Here is a 23,087-nt window from a genome sequence, read left to right as displayed (position 1 = left end):
TCCATGGATATCTTCTCAAGATATACTTACACAAGCAGTATCTCCCTACATTTCCTTCTCCATAAAAACACTATTGCTCTTGCTCACACCTGGCAAAACTTACACTCATCACCTTTGTGTGCCACCTATTGCCGCATATACTGCATTGCGTGCTTACCATGGTAAAAGAGGGGGCCGGCCGCCCAAATAGCCAGCCCCGTTTGGTATGAATCGACTGCTAATTCTCTCCGTTTTCAGGCCAGGATGTACCCTCCTGTTCCTGACTAGTCCAGGGTTTGCCATTTAAAAAAGTTCCCACATGCGCCTTTACACAATTCCTGATCCATGCCCTGCCCTCAATATTATTATTCACTTTCCGCGGACTACAATACAAGTCATTCTTATCGTCCATGTACAACTGGTAAGCCGGAAATCCGAGTTTGCCGAATTCAATATCCAGGCCTAGACTGTCGGGGCCATAGGAAGGACGCTTAGCAGGAACAGGAGCAGCACTACTTCCAGCAGTGTTGCCACTATCAGAATTGCTATCACTATCACCAATACTTTCAGCACCTGCATTAATATCTTCCAGATAACAACGAATAATGTAGACATTATCTAATCTTTCCAGGTCAAATTCGTGAGGTGTTGCAGATGTTAATGTGAATGAATGATCAGCAGCTTTGTAATTCAGATTGGCGGCTGCAAAAGCGCCATTGGTTGATACAGCGATCTGGAAAGTATAATCGTCATGCATGATGACATTTGCATTCAGATACTGAGCCGGCAACAGCTCAAATTCCTGGTAGTTATATATTTGCCAGTCCTGGTTGGAGCTGGAACTATCGGACCAGCTGAGAACGCAGTGATACATAATATGATTTTTTTAAGGAGTTTGTAAATAGATCAGGCCCATTTGATGGTGAATAATTCTGAGATATTCTTAGGCCTTGTTTCATTACCACCTGTTTCACCGGTATCTGATGTAGTGGTGGTATTAATGGTAGTGGCAGAAACGGCATCGCCCTGCGTGAACAATTGGTTGGGAGAATAGGACAGCTGATGATCATGTTGCGCAAATGCATCTTCTTCTACCGTACCTACATTATCACCTGTAATAGTACCTCCCAGGGCCGTACGTGTGCCTGCGTCAGGATCTATAGTGGCGCCATTATTCCAGGAGCGACTGAAGTAACCTCTCATATCCGGTAATAACGAGCCTCCATTTGTACCAGTGCCAAACCTGCCACTGAGCACGGAATTCAGGCGCGTATAACCATCACCTAATTCTACCGGTGCTTCACATAACGATAGCTCTTCAGCAGGTGCTGTTTCAGTGGCTACATACTGTCGCCGCTCCCCGATCACACCCTGCACCATACACGGTAGCCCTTCGATGGTACACTGCCCTACATTGGCAAATACCTGCGAGATCTTCATCGTGGTAAATGGCATGGAGCAGGTAACGGTAACGTATACACCGGAAGCTAGTTGATCAATGGTCAACGATACATCCATCACCACCGGGCGTCCGACGCTGACAGTAATGGAATCTGTATTGATACCATCAGAGAGTGAAACGGTAACAGGATTATTGGTGACAATATCCATATATACCTTTGCTGATACCGTGCGACCTATCAACACATCCTTCCAGCGTGGGAACTCATGCAGTGCCTGCGAAAACGTCATTGCATCATAGCCTTCACTTTTAGCAATCACACAACAGTTGTTCTGTGGGTCAAATGTGATGTATCCATCGGTACCCTGATCATCATAGACCCAACCATCCGGCGTGTTGTAGGTGATAACTGACCCATCTGCGGTCTGATTACTGAAGTAGCGGAAATCGCCATTATATACAAGGTTGCGCTGTTGCATTGCGTATAGCAGATCGTTGAGGGGTGTACGGCCATTTAAATTGGCGGCGGAGAGTTGTTCCATTGGTGGCTGTATTTATCAGGAGGCACAATGGCCTCCTGATGGTTTTTCATGTGGATGTCCAGTTTATACTAGTTATTTCCGTTGGTAAACAAAAAGGTACCAGAACCGGCATCATACTGCACGGAGATAATATTATTACCACCACCAAAGGTCAGCTCAGTCATTGGAGAAGTGACAGTGGTTACAACCGTATTACTAACTACCTGAGACTGTACCCAGATATAAACGGTAGTATACGGGGTCATTACCGCGGTGCTGGCGAGTAATACCGGAACCGCAGAAATGGCGTTACCATTTACCGGTGTACCGTTTACCACAGCATTCTGGAACAGACCAATGGTCATGTAAGGCTGGTCGATATAAGAGTTCTGTAATGCAAAAGAATTTGGTTGTCCGCCGCTATCAGGACCAGTGATCACACCGCTGGCTTCGAGGGTATACAGCTGGTTCATAGCTGCACCAATAGGAACATTCGACATCTGGTTAAGTACTACGCCGTTAGCGACTTCCTGATTAGATGCATAGATACCATATTGTTCTGTCCAGGTTAACTGGTTTTGCTGTAGCGGGCTGAATACCTGCCATGCTACGTTTGGTGTACCATTGGCCGCCGGTTTTGCGATGACCACATTCGTGCCGGTTACATAAAATGTATCCAGCACATCGCTGGAGAAAGAAGCGTTTAAAGTGTATTGAGCCATTGTTAAAATAGTTTAGCAAAACATACCTACTCTTTTAAGGCTTTTCGGTATCCGCCATCAGTTTGAAGCTTCATTTGACCTGACACTTCAAAATTAGATCGGTATGTGCTGCGTTCCTATTTCATCATATTTCACCAAGGCTTTGATAGCGAGCGCGAGGAGGTTAACCACATAGGCGTTAGTTGCTCATAAGGTGTTGAAACTGTCTGTAATCCTAAGGTTACGGGAATATCGTATAGGCGTCCTGCACCAAATCTTGGCCGGAAAGACCGCAGTCCGGGTGTAAATACTTTTACTACCGGCAATCCCGCATCCGGCCTACTGCAGTTCACTACAATGGTTTCTATATTTAATGTTTCAAGATGGCGGATGATATGCTGGCTGATATCTCCCACCCGATTTGAATTTATAGTAAGGCCAGGAAACTTCTTCGATGCATCATGTGCGCACAGATAATCTAATGAGCGTCTTTCTGGAGGCGGTACCGGGCCCATAATAGCCCGCACCTGTATCAATTCTGTTAATGCGCGTATCATGGCTCCCTCCATAGAAAAGTGGCATCCATATCCGATGAGGTAGGCACGATCGATGCAACCAATAGCAGCAACTACAGGCATAGCTGTATCTATTGTAAGGTCTAGCAATGTCACTTCCCAGCCAGCAGCTTGCAATTGCGCCATGGCCTGCTGGAACCAGGTATCATTCTGCAATAACGAAACCGGTGCTGGCGGCCGATGCAAGCGGTTATACCACCAGACAGCGGTGGCATCTCTTTCTATTAATTCCAGCAAACCTTGCAGGATAGCCTCTTGCAGCGTATTACCTGCCGCGAGTCCATTGGATTCAAAGATAGCAGGCCGTGTGTCTTTTGTATGAGGAATATTATAAAATACAGCATCCGCTGGAACATAGCGCCGCTCCTGCTTTGTAAGCGACCATGCAGGCGCCCAGCTGATAATGGTATTTTCATCTGTCGCAATAGGTACTGGCCCCAGCGCCATCGTATGCGCCGGCGATTGTAACTGCGCCGCTGCAAAATGTTGGATAGCCGTAGGTGGAATGGCTAACACCCCCAGCTGATTTACAGAGGCCTCCAGTAAGGGTTCATCGCCACGAAAAGCGGCACTGTGGCGTTCTATCGCCTCGCATAGGCAGCTAACTTTTGCGGCTATTTCAGTATTGCCTTTTCCATAGGCGGTAATATTTTCACCAAATACATTACCCGCAATGATGGCGCCATAGCAAAATAAGGCCTGTTCCGCCTCCCTGCTCATTATATGAAACTCCCTGATAACGCCCGTTATTGGGTTGATATGATGTTTGTAGCGTTGCCAGGTTTCTTCAGGAGCAATGCCCCTATATATAACGCTTGTATCTTTCAGCGACAGCGGTGCTAGCATCGTTGCTTCCATCATACTGCGGTTGCCGCATGCCGAACATTCCGGCCGCTTTTGTAACGCGTATGCGATTACGCTATTTGCTTTTTCTATTTTATGCAGATGATCGGCAGAATAAATAATTCCCTTACCTGTAATAATTTCATGGATAGTATGTACCAATGATTGCGGTACCTGCTGTGGTGTTGGAAAGTTATATTCTTTAAGCCGCATGCTATCCAGGAGGCACACCGGACAAGCAGTACTATCGCTGTGAAATACAGGCCCAACAAAGCTTAGACCAGCATCAACAAAAACCGGAAGCCATGATTTCCCATCAACAATTGTTTCCTGCCATATGGCTAATGCTTCCTGTAAATTTCGTTGCTGCACTAACGTTATAACAGTATCGCCTATAGGAAAATCTATCGAATTAACCGCTGTCGTTGTTTCATTATGCTCCTTGTCAATAATGCCATCGTCCAGTAATTTTTCAATAGTTATTAAGAGATAGGGAGCGAAGAACTGCCGCTGTAGTTGCTGTAGCAGTTCCGCCACGGCGGCAGATTGCTGTTGTATGGCCTGTAGCAAGCCTACCTGCAATCTGCCGTGTATAGGTTTTATCTCATAACAGTCTACCATATACGCAGTTTCATCACTGGTAATGATAAAATTTTTATGTGGTGCTATCCGCAGCTTTTCATCTATCCATTGTGTTTCCATGTAAGATACCATTGAGATGGAGCTCCAGGTCTATTTTGATTAGTTCTGCAGTGGTGCCAATAATATTCAGCACTCGTTCTGTCATGGCAATTACAATTGTATCCGAACTGAATTGCATTCCAGGCACGCCTTTGTTGTGAATAAAATCATCTCCATATACTGGTGTTTCCAGCGATATTACAGGCGAATAGGCCAACACGGGCTGCTTGGCATTGAAAGTACCCATGAGCATGATTTGATCGGAAACTGTCAGTGATTCATTCAATATAGTGGGCGTAGATATCAAAGTTATTGCCACCAGTTCAGCCTCAGCTTTCCCGATATTATAAATACCATTGGCAGTATATCCCCAGAAACTAGCTTCATCAGGATGAAAATATTCCATACCTGCCTGTCTATATACAAAAGCTTCAAAATCCGGTCCTGTAACCAGTTTCTCTAACCATGTATTGTAATCGGAAGGTATAAATCCGGTAGTTGCCTCCACAGGAAAAAAGCTTACCGCAGAAAGGTTGATGTCTGCTTTATTCATCAGGGCCCATAGCTCTGTTACCTGATGCGGATGGTTGCTATCATGGTAACTGAGCATCCATCCAAATAATTCTGTATGTGCGGCATCTTTGTACATCTCTACAAACTGGCCGCCGGCGTTACTTTGAGAGAAAAGCTGATGTAACATAAAGTTAGATTTTCAGATTAGAAACACATGCAGCAGCATTCCGGCCCTGCTTGCAGCCGTTGTAAATAATCCAACTGTCCTTCCCCAGCAGTAGGCGGCGGCACTAAAGGCACCAGTATTTCATTTACCTGATCTGCGGGCAAACTGAAAATACATACTGGGAATTCGGGCAGGTTTGCAAAATTACCATCTGTTACCATTTTGAAACGCAGTTCAAGGGTAGGCGGATACTCAAACTGGAACGCTGTGGCCAATGCTGTGCGTGGCTGCGTAAGAAGCTCCTGTACGAATGGAATATCCGTCCAGGATTTTTTGAGGGCCAGAAAATACACATTGATCCATTGATTGGTGAGATTTGTTTTCATATTAATGGTCTTTAGTGAGCTGGTTGATTAAACATTGGTGATACAAGACGTAGCTGTCTTCACCATTGCCATAGATACGCTGATTCTTTGCTGTAGCAGCTCTGCGGCTTGCCCTGCTGCTATAGTACTTGCCTTTTTCAATGGCGCCATTGCTAAATGATAATTCTTTTCTGCCAATAGCACAGTGGATAGTAGCCGGTATATTTCTGCATGATATAATGCACCGTCTGCCTCTCCGATTAATGACAGACAATATTCCAATCTTCCTCTGGCCGCCTGATAGTCGCCGGCATGTATTTCCAACTCAGCAACGATTGCCTGCCAGAAACTATTCATCGACTGAATGCCTTTGCTGGCTTCTGCTTCCAATGCGTCTTTTGCCATCTGCAAATCATGTAGTGCCCAGGCTTTCAGGATAATCCCGTAATTAGCGAACATCTGAAGTTCATATTGCTCATTCATTTGTAGCAATGTGTTGCTGAACTCCAATACTTTTTCCTGATCACGTAAATAGAAGAAGACACAAGCCAGTCCCAGGTATGCCGGCCCTGCCGTGAGCGGATGTTCCATGGCGCTCACCTGTTGTAATGCACGCTCCACCAACAACTCCACTTCTTCTTGTCGGTCCATAAAAGCGTATATGCATGCTAGTGTGGTGCAGGCAAGCGTTTCCTGGTTGATTCCAAATTCGTATGCCAGACTCGCATGCACAGTGCTATCATAGGCAGCAAGTGCATCTTCCATCAGTATGGCAGCATCGGCAAAACGACCATCATTGAAATATTGGACACCCAAGAAGATAGCGGCAACTATTTGGTATTTTCCATTATCTGAATCTGTAGCTACCTTATACAGATGCTCTGCTGTAGCCATTGCTTTTTTCCAGTCGCCACGCATCGCATAGTAATTACAATACATCAGCATTCCAGGCAATACATCTTCCTGTACTTCATTCAGTTCATATAAACGTAATAAGATAGCCAGCTGTTCACCCACTACCGGTGATCCATAACTTTCCAGCACCAAAAGATTAGATAACAATAATTGTCGGATACTTGCCTCCTGCTGCTGACGCGCCTCTCCTTCCGGCAAGGTATATAACCATTTTAAGGCCTGATGACAGAGTGCCAAACATTCTTTGTTTGCAGCACCAGGCAATAACAACTGAATACTTTTAATCAACCAGTCTACTGCTGCTATTGCTTTTCCTGCTCCAAACAGGTGACGGGCAACAGTTTCGGCCTGGTATGCATCCGGGGTTTCAGTAACGGCCATCAGCACCTTTACGATACGTTCGTGTACTTGTTGCCGGGCCACGATTACCTGACTTTGATAGGTTACCTCACAAATCAGGGCATGCCTGAAAATATACATTTTGCCCTTCTCGGTTCGTAAAGGATAGATGATGTCTGCATTTACCAATATATCCAGATGTTGTTGCAAGACATCCTCCCCTACTGCAACGATTTTGCACAACAGCATATACGAAAACTCTCTGCCTATGGATGCGGCCACCTGGGCAGTTTCTTTCGCCGCGCCCATGGTATCCAGTCTAGCATATAATAATTCTTTCAAGGTAAGCGGGATCTCCAGCTGTAGCGAGTCTTCCGATAAATGATACATACCATCCTTTAACAACAGTCCTTTTTTGAGCAAGAGTAACATGGTCAACTCTTCTGTAAAGAAAGGTACCCCGTCGGTATGTTTCAACAGGTAGTCCAGGCAAATCTTTTCAATTTTGTGGTGGCCGAGTAAATCTTCTATAAGCTGAATGGAAACTTCAGCACTTAGCGGCTCCAGCATAATTTCCTTTCCTTGCCAGGTGCTTTCAAAGGGAGGCCTTACAGACAGTAATACCATAAAGTTATTGCAGTAATGGCCATGCAGAAATTCAGCTAACAGCGTAAGGCTGCTGGGATCCAGCCAGTGCAAGTCTTCGATGATCAGCAACTGCTTTTCTACCGCAGCGATATTTGCCAAACAAAACTGTAATGCTTCAAATAGCAACTCCCTTTGTTCGCTTGGTGATAATAGAGAAGGTGGATAAGCTTCCGTAAAAGCAATACTTAGCCATGAAAGGAGTATAGGCATGACCGTTGGCTTGTCGCAGTCAGCTGTATCCAGCATTACTTCCAGCAGATGTATGTTTTCAGCAGCCGGGCGATGTGCCTGAAAGCCATAACGCTGCCGCAAAATCTCGAAAATGGTATACAACGCATGATGGCGGTATTCAGGTGTACAGCGCACTTCTATCACTGGATGCATAACTGTTTTGCGGACTTCATATAATAATTTGGATTTGCCTATCCCTGCTTCACCTTTCACCAGGATTACGCGACTATCGCGGTTATTCATCTTTTGCCACGACTGTAGAATCTCATCCAGCAAGGCATCGCGGCCGTACATTTTCCGGTTAGCGCCAGCATCTTTCAATTGGGCAAAAGCCTCGTTATTACGCTCTTTTATGATATAGTAGGCATCTCCCTTAAGATATTCTTCGAAGATCATATAGGGAGATAAAAGCGTATAGGAAGCGGAGGAAACAATTATTCTTTTGGAAGATGATTGTAATAAGAGGTGAAAGGTCTGATTAGCCGTGATGCCTTCGGGTACATTTTGCCGTCTGGAGATCACAGCGCCGGAATGCAGGCTGATTTTTGTATCCAGCCTTACCTGGTATTGCGCCTGCAAACGGCCACAACGTTCTATGGAATCTTCCAGGATTTCAAGGGCCGCTCGGCCTGCCATTCTTGCATCATTGCCACTCCGTTGCGGATAGCCAAAATAAATCATCACCTGGTCAGCAAAGGTACCCTTGAGGAAGCCGCCAAATCTAGCTGCAATATCTGAACAAACAATTAGCTGATCACGCTGTATCTCTTCCAAAATCTCCTCATCTATTGAATTACCTGCGTCATTAATTAAGCTGATACTGGCACACAGCACAGTAATTTGCTGCTTATCTTTTTTCTCGTATAGCCATGCCAGTTTGTTATCTTGTGTTTGCAGAAATTCATTAGCAATAGCTGTCGGGTCAATACTTACATGCTGTAACGTACTATAATCCATCTGCATAAATCTTTCGTACAAAGTCTGTGTACTAAAAACCCGATGTTTGGGATTTTTTGTAAGCACATCATGCAACAGGCCATGTAGTGGATGATATTCCAGGAATGCAGGTATAGCAATAGTTTCAGGACTCAGTTGCTGAAAATAGATATCAGCAAGCGTTTCGCCTTGCACGGCAGGAGCACCGGTAAGACATTCAATCAACAGCAGTCCCCAGGCGTAGATATCCGTTCTGGCCGTCGGCGGTTCACCACGTAGTTGCTCCGGTGCAGCATAGGATGGTGTTCCCAGTGAATCAGCGGCAGCACCACCTTCCTGCGTAAATGCGCCAATCCCAAAATCAAGTACTTTGATGTATGGTTTGATACCTGTTTTGATAACGATGATATTTTCTGGCTTGAGGTCACGATGAACAACACCTTGTCCGTGAGCACAGCAGAGTGCGTCGAGAAGTTGTCCCATGAGTTCCCAGGCCTGGGATACAGGCATAGCACCTTCTTGTTGTAATAATTGTTTCAGGGTGAGTCCTTCCAGGTATTCGAATGCCACATAAGGAGCTCCTTCGGATGTATAACCTTTGTCAAGCAGCTTAACAATATAGGGATGATGTATACCGGCACAGATACGTGCTTCCCGTTCGAAACGGTTTAACTGCAAACTCTTCGTCAATGCTGGTTTCAGTAGCTTTAGTGCTACTAGCTGGTTGGTATGAAGTTGCCGTGCTTTGAAAACCTGGCTGGAAGCACCTTCGCCAATAAAGGACATCAACTGATAGTTTTCCAACGATGGGAAAACTGGTTTTTCGTAATTGGTATACATATGAATGGTTTATCAGCGGGGTCTGATATCGGCCAGCCTATCGTCTCCTTTCAAGATAGTGAAGTATGGATGACCAAGCCTTATTTCGCCAGGCCTCCTTTCTATGATGTTACTAAAGATGTAACCCACATCAGGAATATCACATAACATTTTTCTCAATCTGAAAATCTGGAGGTTTAGAAAATAAACATCTACTTCTTTCTGTAATTCACGTGACAGATCGTTTAAAATATCATCCAGCACGCACCAGCCCAGGTCGGTAGTTGGTAATCCTTGCTGGTGGTCGGTATAGCGCCTTCTGGCTAGTGATAGTAATAAATAGTTATGCGATCTATTGCCCAAATCGATGCTGGTGTGGCCGTTGAGAGAAAGCTCCAGCCGTATATGCTCCTCATCTATACTCAGGTGAAAAATAAATATAGCCTTATCCGTTAGTGTGCGTTGATCTATGGTTTCTTCAATTTCAACTGCCGATACAAATTCCCATTCGTCATTTGCAAAATGAATGCTATCGCCATGCAATAGTGGAATGATATCCCCGGCCTGTTCATAGATCCACCCGGAATCTGGCAGATAATAAATCGCTGCCTCCTGTCGCTCATCAATAGTAAGTGCAGTAACAAAAGACAGGCGAATGTATTCATTGCGCCGGTGTAGCGACTTCAGAAATGGAAACGGTGGGTCCAGGTCAGCAATCTTCCATTGTGTGGCTGTATCGCTGCCAAATTGGATGTTATGTGTTTTAGTAAGTTTTTTGGTAAGGTGCCAGAGATGTTCACCATCCAACAATGTGCCGTTGCGACTATGATCACGCAGGAACCATCCATCCCTGGACCAAAAGATAGAAGCATGCGACTGTGATACATCTGAAAAAGGCAGATGTAATGTTACCGTGGATGGATTTCGGCCAAAAGTAAATAACGGAGTTAATATGATTAGTTCTTCAGTAACCGCATTAATAATACTAGCCATGTAGGATACGTTGATAGAAAATTCAATTTGCCGATCAGGTTTCCACTATTGTTGATATCTAAAAGAGAATAAAAAAGAATGCCCCGAAAGAGACCAGCTAACTTAGATTCGCATTATTCAGATTGGGAGCGCAATTTACATCGTGGTATTGAATCTACAAAAAAAATTCAGAATTGATCAGGCAGGAATCATAGCGTATAAAAACTACGTATATACGTTACTGCGATAATTATTAAAAGAAGATGATATTATGATTAATATATACCAGCACAGAAATATTTTTTTAGAAAGAAATCTTACTGGTATTTCACTCCGCCTTTTAGCACCTATCCATTTTGATAGTTATTGTTTGTGAATTTTACTATAAATAGTTTTGCAACTATATTTTTTATAGTACATAAAATTCTACAGACATGACATCTACTTCAGCAATAAATCAAGAGAAACCGCTTGTCACCATCGTTGGTGTTTTAGGCAAACAAGGACTCAGTACAGCACGTACACTCTTAGCATCCGGCAAGTACCGTGTGCGAGGCATTACCCGCCGCACCGATTCTCTGGAGGCGCTGGAACTGGCAGCACAGGGCGCCGAGCTGGTGAGCATTCCGCTGGACCTTGGCCACCAGGAGGCTTTTGTAAAGGCATTCCAGGGATCTGAAGCAGCTTTTTTATTGACGCCAGCCATCAATCCTCCCGCCACTCATGAATATGAATTAGGTAAACAACTCGCAGATGCAGCCGTAACAGCAAAAGTACCTTTTGTCATCTTCTCTAGTCTGGAAAACGTAGACCTGCGTACAAACGGTAAAAAGTCTGCGCCACATTTTACAGACAAAGCCAAAACGGAAGCCTACATCCGCAGCCTGCCTATTAAAAGTGCATTTATCTATATGGCATTCTTCTACACCAATCTCATGGAGTTTTATACGCCTACACAAAAAGGCGATACGCTGGTATTTCCTGTTTATCTGCCGAAAGATTTCCGTGCACCTTTCGTTGATCCGCTCACAGCTACAGGGCCCGCAGTGCTGGAAATCCTCTCCAATCCTGATTATTATGCGGGCAAATCTCTTCCTGTAATTGGCGATATTATTTCTCCACAGGAAATGGTGGATGCATTTGTAAAAGTAACGGGTAAGAAAGCAGTGTATAGTTCTGCGTATTCCCGCGAAGAATTGCTACATCATTTTCCGGCTTTCGCAGCTAATGAAGCACTCGTAGAGGAACTCACCGGAATGGTTGAATACGCAGTGGAATATGGCTACTATCAGCCTGATCGCGATTTATCCTGGAGCAGAAAAATAAATCCGAATGCGCTGAACTGGGAACAATTCCTCGTTTACACAGGTTGGGATGGGCAACAACGTAAATTTTAAATCATCATGAAAGTAATAAAGGCGCCTGCAAATGCTTTAGGACATAGCAGGCGCCTTGTATTTATGGTAGAAAGATAAAATTAAACGGCTGCTTCTTCTGCCATTACTTGCTGGCCGGTAGGCAGTGGTAAGTCAAAGAGTACGGAGTAGACAGGAATCTGGTGTTGTGTGCCTGCCTGTAAATTCCAATTTGGTAATGTGTTTGTTAATTGGTCCGGCTTACCAATCGGAGCTGCACCTTTGATTGTAAGGAAGCCAGTGAACGGTTGCTGATAACCCAAAGGTTTTAATGTTGTTCCTAGTCCTTCGAAAAATTCCTTCAATGTCATTTTATCATCCTTAGTTCTCACAACGGCTGCGCTAGGACTTGGGTTATACAATGCACCAACTGAACTCATATTTGCAGTTGGGAAATAAGGAACGATATCACTTGAATTTTGGAAATGTTCCTGAGAAGGGACTTTACTATTAAGATCATTCTGGAATATGTCATTACCAGATCCCGGTGCAGCAAAGGTAACCAAATCTACAGCTGCGATTGGGCCTCCTTTCAATTCTTGCATGTAATAAGAAGCATAAACTTTAGCGAGGTCACCACCAAGGCTATGTCCTGCTATAAGCAGTCTTTTACGATTACCCACTGCATTTTCTTTCAGATACTCGAGTGCTGTCTGTGATTTAGAACCTGGCAATGTATTTTTTTCCAATTTCAATGGCTGGAAACCGATTTCAGCACCGGCGCTAATCTTTGCACCTGACGGACCATGAGCCCAGTCTACAGGAACAATATTCAAATCTTCCAGGAAATAATCAACTAAATCCGCGAGGTCATCTGCTGGAGGAACAGAACCTCTGATAACGAGCGCATACAATGCTTCTACATCAGTATATTTATTATACTTCGCGATGAAAAAGTAATTTGGATCAGTTAATTCGCCGGCGCCATGGCTCCAAACCATTTCCCAGTCTGGCATCAAGGTTTTCAGATAGTTTGCGGGCTCGTTCTTGCCACACACGAAACATAATTGTAAGGCAAAAACTCTCCGTCCAGGAGCTACTGCATTGCTTACGGTGTCCATAGTTATGGTATTTTGAAGTTTAAAAAAACAATATGGGGTTTGAGAAAATAACTTACTCATGCTTGGCGGGAACATAAGAACAAAGCTATTTAGGATACATTAAATTGGTATTTGAGGTTAAATAAAACAAAAGGGACAATTAACAATCTATCGAAATTTTCATCTATTATGAGACAAGTAAATTAGTAAATTATTCGGATTCCAAACAAATATTTTTTTTGTAAAAAAAATAAAACAGACTCAATTCACTCAGACATTCCCATAAAAAAGAACCTTAGAAATAATACCAGCATACTTCTTCATTCATTTTAAAGAATAAACATAATTTGTACATTAGATAAATGTTACTAAACAACTGTCAAATGAAGCTAAAACTCAGTACAATCATACTTTATGTACAGAACCCTGCACGATTAAAAGCATTCTACAAGGATGTGCTGGCACTGGAAGTGATAGAAGAAGATGATATATGGATACGCTTAAAGGCTGGCGACGCTTATATTGGCTTACATCAAATAGGCAATCAGTATCTCTGTAAAATCGCCAGCGGCCACCAATTTGACAACAACACTAAGATTGTTTTTGAGCTGGAAGAAGACATCAACATCGTTAGGGAAAAATTGCTGGCCCTGCAAGTGCCAATGCGAGATATAAAGACATTTCCCAATTATGACTACTGGCTCTGCGATGGCACTGATCCCGAAGGAAATGTCTTTCAATTGAAACAACGAAAATAACACCCAACAATTTTTTGGCGGAATTACCCCAGCAATTGTCGTTTTCATACCGGTAAAAATTCTCCAATGAACGACATCTTTGTACAGTCAATAACTACAGCGTTACCAAACATATTAATCACAACGTAGTAACTTTTATTATTTTACAAAGAGGCGATAACATGAGAAAACTAATTGTACTGTCAATGATTTCACTTGATGGCGTTATGCAAGCTCCTGGCGGCCGTCAGGAAGATACATCAGAGGGCTTCACCTATGGCGGCTGGACAGCCTCCTATGATGATGAAATTTTCACCAAAGTACTCCAGGAAGAACTACAGCCTACAGATTATCTTTTGGGCAGAAAAACATTCGAGATATGGGAAGCTTATTGGCCACATCATGCAGACTTCTGGCCTGGCATTAACACTGGCGCTAAATATGTGCTTTCACAAACAAGAGACAAATCAGATTGGAACAACACTACTTTCATCCAAACGGTCGCAGATATTGAAAAGCTCAAGCACTCCGCAGGCGCTGACCTCCAGGTTTGGGGCAGCAGCCAACTTATTCATCTGCTACTACAGCATGACCTGGTAGATGAATTACGTCTCAAAATATATCCGCTGATTCTTGGCAGTGGAAAAAAACTCTTCGCAGATGGCGCCATTCCTGGCAAATTCAATTTAACAGAAAGCCATATTACCGCTAAAGGCGTATACATTGGTGTATACAAGCGAGCCGGAGAAATTATCACCGGTGAAGTACCTTATGAGAAATAAATTGCAGAAATAAGTAGCCGCTTAACTTCAAGGAATTTGACCTGGAACTTTTTGTATTTTACAGGCATGCTCATAAACAATCTCTGGGAAAAAGTAAGCTTCTATCATCCACTATCGGCTGAAAGCCGCGAAGCATGGGGTAATATCATCACCAGTCGCACATACAAACGTAATGAAACGTTAGTCATGGAAGGCCAGGTGCCGCGGCTGGTGGCCTTTGTGCAAAAAGGGCTGTTCTCTCAATACTATACCGCCCCTAATGGCGACGTAATCATCAAACGATTTTTCCCGGAAACCTACCTGGCAGCGTCCGTGAGTGCCTTGCTAACCAAAAGCCCCAGCCAGTTTACCATCAGGGCACTGGAAAACACTGCTGTGCTGGAATATCCCTTCGAAGAATTCAAAAAGCTGACCACCATGTATCCAGACATGGCTGCATTATATATCCGTTACCTGGAAATTCATTGGGTGCTGGAAAAAGAGCCACAAGAAATATCCCTGCGCTATGATACCGCCAAAAGCCGCTATGCTGCCTTTCTGGAGCAGTTTCCAACCCTCGAATCCCGCCTCAAGCAACACGAAATCGCTTCTTACCTCGGCATTACCCCTACTCAATTGAGCCGCATACGCGCCGAACTATAAATTTTTAAAAGTCTCAACATATGTAAATGTTTTTCAGGTGGGCAAGCCGGAATTTTGTCTTCATAAAACAAAAACATATGAAACAGATCAACTACCTCGAAGACCAACTCGCTAACAATGCCACTGTTCATAATCCCGGCGCAGGAGAACGTCTGGAAGTTGCTGGAGCCTCTTTTACTTTTAAAGTAACCAGCGAAATGTCCAACAGCTCCCTGGGCATATATGAGATCACCCTGCCTCCGCGCACTGTCGGCGCTAAGCTACATTACCACCGTTTTATGGACGAAACCTTTATCGTAAATAAAGGCCAGCTCACTGTTTATGCAGGCGAAGATACCCATTACCTGCAACCAGGATCAGTGGTATATGTGCCACGATTCACGCCACACGGCTTCGCCAATGATACCGATGATCAGGTAGTACTCACGCTTATCTTCAACCCCGCAGAAAAAAGAGAAGGCTTCTTCCGCGGACTGGTAGACATTCTTAGCGAACAACCTGTAGATCCATCCAAATTCCTGAAGCTATATAACAAGTATGACACGTTCCCCGTGGATATCAATAATATGCTGCCAACAAAATAAATGCGGCCCTAACGGTCCAGCATATACGATCAAAGCTGTATACGAAGTTTACTACTGATGCCGGTAGCTTCATCAATAATTTCTTTTGGGTATCCGGAAATCTCGAGCAGCTTGATCGCATTCCTGGTGGTCAGCTGCCCCGGCTTCAGCTTATGGTCAAAATGAAGCTGCTCGTCGATGACGGTTTCTGAAAAATGATACAGTTCATAATCATTGGATAACATGCTGGATAGCTCAATATCATGAGTGGAAACAAATACCAGATTATTGTATTTGTTCAGATAGGAAAGAATAGCGCTGGCAGCGGCGATGCGCTCCAAGGTGTTGGTTCCTTTAAACACCTCGTCCAGGATAAAGAAACTTTGAGGTCCAGGTACTGCTTCCTTAATCAGCGAATGCATTACCTCCACTTCCTGAAAATAATAGCTTCGGCCATCCTGCAGGTTGTCATCAATCCGTATGGAGGAAAACAATCGGAAGAACGGCGCCTGAAAAGAGGCCGCAAAGCAGGTGTGAATGGTTTGCGCCAGCACAATATTAATGGCTACCGTGCGCAGGAAAGTCGTTTTGCCAGACATATTCGATCCGGTAATCAACACACTTTTTCCATCTACCTGAATATCATTAGGCGTACAACCAGGTATCAGCGGGTGACATAGTCCAGTTGCTTTCAGTTCCCGGGAAACAGGTAATACTGAAGGAGCACAGGTCTCCATACTACCCGCACGAAGCGAAGCAACGGAGATGACAGTATCAATATTTCCTGTGTAACGGAAGATCGTCAGGATATCCTCTTTCCTTTTACGTAGTTCATCTGCCACAGCATAAAAAGCGATAAACTCTACCAGCAGAAAGGCTTTCAGGTATTCTAAAAGATAGGAAAATACCTTGCTCAGCTCATCCTGACCTTCACTACCGCCGAAGGTGATAAAACTACTTTTGCGCTTGAACGTTTTTAGTCGGGCCAAACTTTGCAAGGCCTCTTCATTATTGAAGGGCAGCTCTTTGGCACATAAGCCGCGAGTCACCTCCATCAATACATGTAGTTGTGGGATAGAACGGAAAAATCTTGCCGTGTTATTTTTATTCCAGTAATGTAGGAAAACGTTAAAAAACAAAGGCAAAAACGCCAATATCAAGAAAAATGGAAAAAATATGGATAATACCAGTAAAACCCCGATACCTACCACGGAAACTATCACCAGCTTATACCAGGAAGGGCGCAAAGGCAGATCAGCTTCCAACAGGCTCGAGATATAAGCAGCGTCGTTGTTTTCCAACGCCGACAATATTAGTTGGGTTTCTTCCCTTGTGGTAGTATTCTCTGAAAAGTAGGTCGTTTGTTGCTCTAGCAGCGCGAGTTTGGCGGCATCATTTCCAGGTTTGCTCAGCAAGTCGTAGAGATATTGTTGTCCTACCGGCGTATTCGTTCGGTCTATACAACAAAATACCTCATCAAAGTCAATATCAGCCTTTGTTTGATTTGACAGCTGCTGGTATCCCTCCTCTGTGTTCACAGCCAGATAACTGCCAAGTCTGGTGAAGTTAGTATAACCGATCTTTGGCATACCCCATCGCTGGCGGATCTTCAGCAGTCGTTTGCTTTTCCTGCGATTAGACTGATTGATATACAGTAATATCGCCGCCGCTAGTATACAAAGGAATACAAATAAGTATGGCATAGTCAGTTGAGGTTAATAAACTCCTGACAAATATACTTTATCGGTGTATGTGAGACTTGTTTTTAGTGAATCATTTTTTTAACTTCACTTACCCTGACTTTCACTAACATCATCTGGACATTATCCAGCATTCACTGTAGTAGTATATATGAAAACAACTTATTTCGCCTTGTCGACTTTCCTATTAATCTTATCTACATGTTGCCTTGGGCAGCAGACAGATGCTACTATTGTTATCAAAAGTAATAACCCGCTCAAAACCCCGCTAGACAGCCTTGTTCAGCGTGCGGCGGAACGATATATGCAATCCCCTGCTACGTTTGATTTATCTATTGGTATCATTAATAAGGGTGTCAGTCATCAGTATAACTTTCATCGCGGTGCGGGCGCTTTAACGCAGGATGTCACCTATTTTGGTTTAGGCTCTATTGCAAAAACCTTTGTGGGCCTTCTGCTTGCACAGGCTGTTGTAGAAAAGAAAGTACGGTTGACAGATGATATCAGAAAATATTTACCTGGAGATTATCCCAACCTGCAATATGAAGGGCATCCTGTGCGAATCGTGGATTTGGCAAATCATACTTCGGCATTACCGCACATGTCCAGGGATTATGCTGATACATTCATTGACAGCATCACCAAACTAAAGCCTGCAGCCTTGCGGGACTTCTTCCGCATTTACACAGCAGATAGTCTGCTCCGGGACATGCATCATTTCACACTCGATACCATCCCAGGCACCAGCTATCGCTACAATGGAAATGCCATGATGGTGCTTATTACGATCTTGCAGCAAATATATCATCAACCTTATAATCAGTTGATTACTGGCTTACTGGATAAGCAGTTGGGGATGAAAAATACTAAACCACAGCTAACAGCAGCGGAAGAGCAACAATTGCTTGTCGGGCATGATGCCAACGGCAAAGCATTGCCTTTTATCCCAGATGATGGTTTCCGGGCAGCACCCTCTATGTTTTCGACGCCAGCAGATATGCTTACTTATGCTGCCGCAAATTTAAGCGAGGAGCATCCAGCCGTTAAACTTAGCCACCAGTCTACATTTACAAATACTGAAGGTATGCACATCGGCCTGAGTTGGATGATAGATAAAGAAACCAATGGATTACCTTTTATCATGCATACAGGTAGAGATGGATTTGGGTTTACGTCGCTATTTTATCTTTATCCAACTATAAAATCTGCTATTATTATCCTGGTCAACGACAACAGTGGAGAAGGTCGTGTCGCGGACTTAAAGCAGGAATTAATATCCAATCTTTAACGTTCATCCCCCCTATTTCTACGCTGACGGTCTTTTAATTTCCTGGTCCTGAAATTATTTGTTCCTTTACAACATGAAGAAACAGGGCATCTACACGCTTTCCGCCTATTGGAAATGCCAGCTGGCAGGCTGGGGAGTTGCCTCCCTGTATTGGGCGCTGAAAGGCCTTACCGGCGGTGGCTTCCTGCTGTCGCTTGCCATCTGCTTTTTTATTACAGATATGCTGTGCTATATCGGCATCACGCATACTTACCGCGCCATTGCCATACATGCCGGCTGGACCCAACTAAATGCCAGGCAGCTACTATGGCGATTGATACCTGCTGCCATCATCATGGGCCTAGTGTTTATGGTAGTGACCATCACAAAACTCTACATACTGAAATACTGGCTGGTAGCAGGTTTCAGACCACCGTTCCTGGCGTATGCCTATGGCGCCGCAGAAAACACCTTCATTGCAGGGATAAGACTAATGTGCATCTGGCTACTGGCCTATCATATGTACCACTACTCACAGCGGGAAATAAGGATGGCAACGGAAAAGGCGCAACTTGAGCTGACAGCAAGTGAAATGCAATTACAGCAACTGGCAGGACAGCTACAGCCACATTTTCTGTTTAATTCGCTGAACCTTGTGAAATCAATGGTTCGTGATCAGCCGGATCAGGCCCGCCGTTCCATTGACCTGCTGGCCGCTTTATTGCGGTCATCACTATACGAAAGGAACCATGCACTGATTCCTTTTCAGGCAGAAATGGAAATAGTAGAAGACTATCTGGAATTACAACAATTGAGATGGGGAGATATATTACGTTTGGACAGACAAATAGAACCAGGGATTGAAGAGATAATGATACCCCGATGGAGTGTACAAACACTGGTGGAAAATGCAATCAAACATGGTATCATGCAACAACTCCAGGGAGGCACCATAATTATAACAGCACAGCGCCAGGAGGAATACCTGTTTGTCTCCATCAGCAACTCCGGCCCCTGGAAGCCTGAAGATGGCTCAGGGATAGGGCTCAGGAACCTACGGGACCGTCTGGCATTACATTATCATGGCGAGGCAGCGTTGCAAATTTCAGCAACAGAAATAAATGTAGATTCAACAATTAAAATACCCCTGCATGCAAACATATAAAGTGCTGATCGTAGATGATGAGAAAGCCGCACGCGAAGAGCTGCGGGAACAACTTCGGCCTTACAGCATGCTGGAGATTATTGGCATGGCACAACATGTACAGCAAGCAAGGGAAATGATAATTGCACATACTCCTGATATTATTTTTTTAGATATAGAGATGCCTGGTTTATCTGGATTTGACCTGCTGCAACAATTACCGGAATTACCTGCCATTATCTTTGTTACAGCGTTTGACCAGTATGCAGCAAAAGCGTTTGACATACATGCAGTTGATTATCTTCTTAAGCCAGTACGCATAGAACGCTTCGCCATGGCGATGGAGCGCGTATTCGACCGGCTCTCGCTCCGCCACCAGGACCTCCAATATTCCAGGCCTATCTTTATTAAAAACGGAAATATGGCAACACTTATTCAGCCAATAGATATCTGCTACATCAATGCCGTAGAAAACTATATCACCATTATTACCAGTGAGCAAAAAAGCGTTCTCAAAAGCTCTTTACAACAATTTGAGCAACGTCTTGACCCCACCGTATTTTGTCGTATTAATAGGAACCAGGTAGTGAACATCTGGCATATTGATACCACCAAAGCCTTGCCCAATGGAAGCATGACTATCATCCTAAAAAATGGCGTCATGCTGGAAACCTCTGTACGACAAGCTTCCAGGCTAAAACAAATCGCACGTTCAACTTAAACACAAACAGATTTTTGTATGAAGAATTTATTGCTGCTGCTCCTGCTGGGTGGCTATGGCTACTGCTTTGCCCAGTATCCGGCGCATGGTTATGATAGTCTGCGTAAGACCATGGAAGCCAACTACCATATAGCAGATAGTATCCTCATCACTTCACCAGAAGGTATAACGTTGACGGCTACACTGGTACGCCCCAATACTTTACACGAAAAGGCGCCAGGGATTTTATTCTATACGATATATACTAATCCAGAACGATCTTTACGGGAAGCCAAATCCATGGCGGATCATGGCTATGTAGGCATTGTGGCAAATGCGCGGGGAAAGTACCTCAGCAAAGACAGTATTCGACCTTATGAGAAAGAGTGCGAGGATGTAAATACCGTCATTGATTGGATAAGTCGCCAATCGTGGTGTAATGGCGCCGTGGCCATGTATGGCGGAAGCTACTCCGGATTTGCGCAATGGGCTGCTACCAAGCATTTGCACCCAGCACTGAAAACAATTGTTCCTTATGTAGCAGCTATTCCTGGGCAGGGCTTACCCATGGAAAACAATATATTTCTTACCTCCAATTATCAATGGGCCTTTTATGTCAGCAACAACCGCTTCACGGATAATGCCGTCAATAACGACAATGATCGTTGGCAGCGTATGCGTAATGCCTGGTTCCATAGTGGTACGGCATTTAACCGAATCGATAGCATCGATGAAACGCCTTCGCCCTGGTTGCAGCAATGGCTGACGCATCCCGACTATGATGCTTACTGGCAGGCCATGGTGCCATGGAAGCAGGACTTTTCCGCCATCCACATTCCCGTACTGACCATTGAAGGCTATTACGATGACGGACAGATATCCGGACTGGAATATTTATATAGCCATTACCGTTATAATCCTTCTGCGGAGCATTATTTAATTATTGGACCTTATGATCATTTTGGTACGCAAATCGGTGGAACTGCCGTTTTGCGCGGTTATCAGGTAGATAGCGCCGCCTTGATCAACACGCGGGAGATTACCTTTCAATGGCTCGATTATGTCCTTAGAGGCGCTCCGAAACCAGCCATACTAAAAAACAAAATCAACTTTGAAGTAATGGGCACCAATAGCTGGCGACATGTTCCAGACATAGAAAAAATGCATGACAGCATCTGGACATTCCACCTGGACCCACATTATAGTAAAGGATTCCATCGACTTACTCAGAATGGAAATGTAAAAGGTAGTATCCGACAAACAGTAAATCTTGCAGACAAAACGCAGACATCTTCTTACTACCCCTACCCGTTGGTGCAATCATCATTTCCGGGTAATAAAGGGCTGGCATTTATAAGCGAACCTCTACAACACGATATTATCATCAGTGGTTCCTTTGCAGGAAAGTTATATGTAAAATGTAACAAGAAAGATTTCGATTTCCATGTGGCACTGTATGAAGTGCGTGTCGATGGCAGCTATTTCCAGCTCTCCTATTTCCTTGCCAGGGCAAGTTATATAACTGACAGGACTACACGAAAGCTGCTGATACCAGGCAGCATTCAGGAGCTTCCATTTGAGCGTTCGCGTATGATCAGCAAGCAGCTGGCCGTAGGTAGCAGGATCATGGCAGTGGTAGATATCAACAGAAATCCTTTTGCTCAGATAAACTATGGCACCGGAAAAGATGTGAGCAAAGAAAGTATTGCTGATGCCAGAGAACCATTGAGCATAGAGTGGCTTTCAGCCAGTACAATAGAGATTCCTATTCTTAGACGCTAGCGGGGAATACAGCATGTTTATCTCCGGCTTATCTTTCCTGGCTAGGCCGGAGATCAAGCACGAAATAGTCGATTTTCAATTATTACACGGTAATACGAAAAATCTGATCATCTTCGCCTGTAGCACTCTTCTTCTGGTCAATTTTTACAAATCCGTATTTCTCATATAGCCCCGCTTCCCGGCTTACAAGATATACTTCTTTAAAACCTATACTTTTTGCATAGTCCAGTGCAGCCCGTATCATTTGCTCACTTAGACGGCGACCCCGATATTGCTCTCCAACAAATACGAACCCTATGTACGGAGTATAGCTTACTTCCGGAATAAAATCCTTTTCAGTGATGGTGCAATAACCAGCAATCTGTTGTCCTTCAAATGCTGCAAAGACGCTTTGCCAACCCGAAAATCCGCCCGTCATCATCAGCTTTGCCAGTAAGGGGCCAGCTTTCCACGAGCAATTTTTTGCATATTCTGTGACTGATTCCCACAATTCATCGCCATCATGTAATATCTTTATTTCCATTATCTAAATATAGGATTTATGTCTGCTTCTAATCGAAATCAATCCCCTCAATAATTAGGAATATTGCTAACCATTGCTCAGCGTAGCAAAACTGTTAACAGGTTAAAATGAGGCTTTATATTCACAATCTTTTTATGTAACATTACTTAGCGTGTCAGTTTTTGAATGTATCCAATCAATTGTGAT

The 23,087-nt window shown here is 44.0% G+C and carries 20 protein-coding genes; 9 read left to right on the top strand and 11 right to left on the bottom strand.

Features of this window, described 5'->3' with window-relative positions; genetic code table 11:
• Positions 1-217: 217 nt before the first annotated feature.
• From ACE38W_RS02485 to ACE38W_RS02450, 8 genes are all read right to left on the bottom strand, one after another.
• Positions 218-853 carry a hypothetical protein gene (locus ACE38W_RS02485; RefSeq protein ID WP_375828647.1) on the bottom strand — a complete coding sequence of 212 codons (636 nt, stop codon included), beginning with the start codon at positions 851-853 and terminating at the stop codon, positions 218-220.
• Between the two features lie 32 nt (positions 854-885).
• Positions 886-1,923, bottom strand: coding sequence for a hypothetical protein (locus ACE38W_RS02480; protein WP_375828646.1), 1,038 nt, complete (start codon positions 1,921-1,923; stop codon positions 886-888).
• Between the two features lie 68 nt (positions 1,924-1,991).
• A complete protein-coding gene (locus ACE38W_RS02475; RefSeq protein ID WP_375828645.1) occupies positions 1,992-2,624 on the bottom strand; it encodes a hypothetical protein in 633 nt (210 codons plus the stop codon).
• A 131-nt stretch (positions 2,625-2,755) separates the two neighbouring features.
• Entirely contained in the window at positions 2,756-4,723 is a 1,968-nt protein-coding gene (locus tag ACE38W_RS02470) for a TOMM precursor leader peptide-binding protein (RefSeq protein ID WP_375828644.1), read from the bottom strand.
• A complete protein-coding gene (locus ACE38W_RS02465; RefSeq protein WP_375828643.1) occupies positions 4,701-5,402 on the bottom strand; it encodes a hypothetical protein in 702 nt (233 codons plus the stop codon). The genes ACE38W_RS02470 and ACE38W_RS02465 overlap by 23 nt, the downstream gene beginning before the upstream one ends.
• A gap of 17 nt (positions 5,403-5,419) precedes the next feature.
• Positions 5,420-5,767, bottom strand: coding sequence for a hypothetical protein (locus tag ACE38W_RS02460; RefSeq protein ID WP_375828642.1), 348 nt, complete (start codon positions 5,765-5,767; stop codon positions 5,420-5,422).
• 27 nt (positions 5,768-5,794) lie between these two features.
• Positions 5,795-9,655 (bottom strand): TOMM system kinase/cyclase fusion protein, encoded by a 3,861-nt coding sequence (locus ACE38W_RS02455; RefSeq protein WP_375828641.1) that lies wholly within the window; start codon positions 9,653-9,655, stop codon positions 5,795-5,797.
• A gap of 12 nt (positions 9,656-9,667) precedes the next feature.
• Entirely contained in the window at positions 9,668-10,627 is a 960-nt protein-coding gene (locus ACE38W_RS02450) for an FHA domain-containing protein (protein WP_375828640.1), read from the bottom strand.
• A 413-nt stretch (positions 10,628-11,040) separates the two neighbouring features.
• On the opposite strand from ACE38W_RS02450, the gene ACE38W_RS02445 reads away from it, so the two are divergent.
• The gene (locus ACE38W_RS02445) at positions 11,041-12,003 is read left to right on the top strand and encodes an NmrA/HSCARG family protein (protein ID WP_375828639.1); all 963 of its coding nucleotides are present in this window, start codon (positions 11,041-11,043) and stop codon (positions 12,001-12,003) included.
• Between the two features lie 80 nt (positions 12,004-12,083).
• On the opposite strand, the gene ACE38W_RS02440 is transcribed toward ACE38W_RS02445, so the two are convergent.
• Complete coding sequence (locus ACE38W_RS02440) at positions 12,084-13,082, bottom strand: Mbeg1-like protein (RefSeq protein ID WP_375828638.1); 999 nt, start codon at positions 13,080-13,082, stop codon at positions 12,084-12,086.
• 362 nt (positions 13,083-13,444) lie between these two features.
• Here ACE38W_RS02440 and ACE38W_RS02435 point away from each other — a divergent pair, with 362 nt between their 5' ends.
• From ACE38W_RS02435 to ACE38W_RS02420, 4 genes are all read left to right on the top strand, one after another.
• Complete coding sequence (locus tag ACE38W_RS02435) at positions 13,445-13,819, top strand: VOC family protein (RefSeq protein ID WP_375828637.1); 375 nt, start codon at positions 13,445-13,447, stop codon at positions 13,817-13,819.
• A 161-nt stretch (positions 13,820-13,980) separates the two neighbouring features.
• On the top strand, positions 13,981-14,580 hold the full coding sequence (locus ACE38W_RS02430; protein WP_375828636.1) for a dihydrofolate reductase family protein: 600 nt from the start codon (positions 13,981-13,983) through the stop codon (positions 14,578-14,580).
• 36 nt (positions 14,581-14,616) lie between these two features.
• Entirely contained in the window at positions 14,617-15,222 is a 606-nt protein-coding gene (locus ACE38W_RS02425; RefSeq protein WP_375828635.1) for a Crp/Fnr family transcriptional regulator, read from the top strand.
• Positions 15,223-15,299: 77 nt separating this feature from the next.
• Positions 15,300-15,806, top strand: coding sequence for a cupin domain-containing protein (locus ACE38W_RS02420; protein ID WP_375828634.1), 507 nt, complete (start codon positions 15,300-15,302; stop codon positions 15,804-15,806).
• Between the two features lie 29 nt (positions 15,807-15,835).
• On the opposite strand, the gene ACE38W_RS02415 is transcribed toward ACE38W_RS02420, so the two are convergent.
• Positions 15,836-17,488 (bottom strand): hypothetical protein, encoded by a 1,653-nt coding sequence (locus ACE38W_RS02415; protein WP_375828633.1) that lies wholly within the window; start codon positions 17,486-17,488, stop codon positions 15,836-15,838.
• Positions 17,489-17,636: 148 nt separating this feature from the next.
• Here ACE38W_RS02415 and ACE38W_RS02410 point away from each other — a divergent pair, with 148 nt between their 5' ends.
• From ACE38W_RS02410 to ACE38W_RS02395, 4 genes are all read left to right on the top strand, one after another.
• Positions 17,637-18,773, top strand: a complete 1,137-nt coding sequence (locus ACE38W_RS02410; RefSeq protein ID WP_375828632.1) for a serine hydrolase domain-containing protein — start codon at positions 17,637-17,639, stop codon at positions 18,771-18,773.
• A gap of 73 nt (positions 18,774-18,846) precedes the next feature.
• The gene (locus tag ACE38W_RS02405) at positions 18,847-19,917 is read left to right on the top strand and encodes a sensor histidine kinase (RefSeq protein ID WP_375828631.1); all 1,071 of its coding nucleotides are present in this window, start codon (positions 18,847-18,849) and stop codon (positions 19,915-19,917) included.
• A complete protein-coding gene (locus ACE38W_RS02400; protein WP_375828630.1) occupies positions 19,904-20,617 on the top strand; it encodes a LytR/AlgR family response regulator transcription factor in 714 nt (237 codons plus the stop codon). Before ACE38W_RS02405 ends, ACE38W_RS02400 begins: the two co-directional genes overlap by 14 nt.
• An 18-nt stretch (positions 20,618-20,635) precedes the next feature.
• Positions 20,636-22,378 carry a CocE/NonD family hydrolase gene (locus ACE38W_RS02395; protein WP_375828629.1) on the top strand — a complete coding sequence of 581 codons (1,743 nt, stop codon included), beginning with the start codon at positions 20,636-20,638 and terminating at the stop codon, positions 22,376-22,378.
• A gap of 82 nt (positions 22,379-22,460) precedes the next feature.
• Here ACE38W_RS02395 and ACE38W_RS02390 read toward each other — a convergent pair whose 3' ends face one another.
• Positions 22,461-22,901, bottom strand: coding sequence for a GNAT family N-acetyltransferase (locus tag ACE38W_RS02390; protein WP_375828628.1), 441 nt, complete (start codon positions 22,899-22,901; stop codon positions 22,461-22,463).
• Between the last annotated feature and the right edge of the window lie 186 nt (positions 22,902-23,087).

The sequence above is a fragment of the Chitinophaga sp. Hz27 genome (assembly GCF_042263525.1).
In the GTDB taxonomy this organism is placed as follows: Bacteria; Bacteroidota; Bacteroidia; order Chitinophagales; family Chitinophagaceae; genus Chitinophaga.
This window is presented reverse-complemented; position numbering and strand designations above follow the sequence as displayed.

Bases quoted from the DNA above. Each gene is read 5' to 3' on its own strand.
- ACE38W_RS02475 (WP_375828645.1), bottom strand. From the start codon at position 2,624: ATGGCTCAATACACTTTAAACGCTTCTTTCTCCAGCGATGTGCTGGAT.
- ACE38W_RS02400 (WP_375828630.1), top strand. From the start codon at position 19,904: ATGCAAACATATAAAGTGCTGATCGTAGATGATGAGAAAGCCGCACGC.
- ACE38W_RS02410 (WP_375828632.1), top strand. From the start codon at position 17,637: ATGAAAACAACTTATTTCGCCTTGTCGACTTTCCTATTAATCTTATCT.
- ACE38W_RS02450 (WP_375828640.1), bottom strand. From the start codon at position 10,627: ATGGCTAGTATTATTAATGCGGTTACTGAAGAACTAATCATATTAACT.
- ACE38W_RS02405 (WP_375828631.1), top strand. From the start codon at position 18,847: ATGAAGAAACAGGGCATCTACACGCTTTCCGCCTATTGGAAATGCCAG.
- ACE38W_RS02440 (WP_375828638.1), bottom strand. From the start codon at position 13,082: ATGGACACCGTAAGCAATGCAGTAGCTCCTGGACGGAGAGTTTTTGCC.
- ACE38W_RS02480 (WP_375828646.1), bottom strand. From the start codon at position 1,923: ATGGAACAACTCTCCGCCGCCAATTTAAATGGCCGTACACCCCTCAAC.
- ACE38W_RS02470 (WP_375828644.1), bottom strand. From the start codon at position 4,723: ATGGAAACACAATGGATAGATGAAAAGCTGCGGATAGCACCACATAAA.
- ACE38W_RS02390 (WP_375828628.1), bottom strand. From the start codon at position 22,901: ATGGAAATAAAGATATTACATGATGGCGATGAATTGTGGGAATCAGTC.
- ACE38W_RS02430 (WP_375828636.1), top strand. From the start codon at position 13,981: ATGAGAAAACTAATTGTACTGTCAATGATTTCACTTGATGGCGTTATG.
- ACE38W_RS02415 (WP_375828633.1), bottom strand. From the start codon at position 17,488: ATGCCATACTTATTTGTATTCCTTTGTATACTAGCGGCGGCGATATTA.
- ACE38W_RS02485 (WP_375828647.1), bottom strand. From the start codon at position 853: ATGTATCACTGCGTTCTCAGCTGGTCCGATAGTTCCAGCTCCAACCAG.
- ACE38W_RS02435 (WP_375828637.1), top strand. From the start codon at position 13,445: ATGAAGCTAAAACTCAGTACAATCATACTTTATGTACAGAACCCTGCA.
- ACE38W_RS02455 (WP_375828641.1), bottom strand. From the start codon at position 9,655: ATGTATACCAATTACGAAAAACCAGTTTTCCCATCGTTGGAAAACTAT.
- ACE38W_RS02460 (WP_375828642.1), bottom strand. From the start codon at position 5,767: ATGAAAACAAATCTCACCAATCAATGGATCAATGTGTATTTTCTGGCC.
- ACE38W_RS02420 (WP_375828634.1), top strand. From the start codon at position 15,300: ATGAAACAGATCAACTACCTCGAAGACCAACTCGCTAACAATGCCACT.
- ACE38W_RS02465 (WP_375828643.1), bottom strand. From the start codon at position 5,402: ATGTTACATCAGCTTTTCTCTCAAAGTAACGCCGGCGGCCAGTTTGTA.
- ACE38W_RS02445 (WP_375828639.1), top strand. From the start codon at position 11,041: ATGACATCTACTTCAGCAATAAATCAAGAGAAACCGCTTGTCACCATC.
- ACE38W_RS02395 (WP_375828629.1), top strand. From the start codon at position 20,636: ATGAAGAATTTATTGCTGCTGCTCCTGCTGGGTGGCTATGGCTACTGC.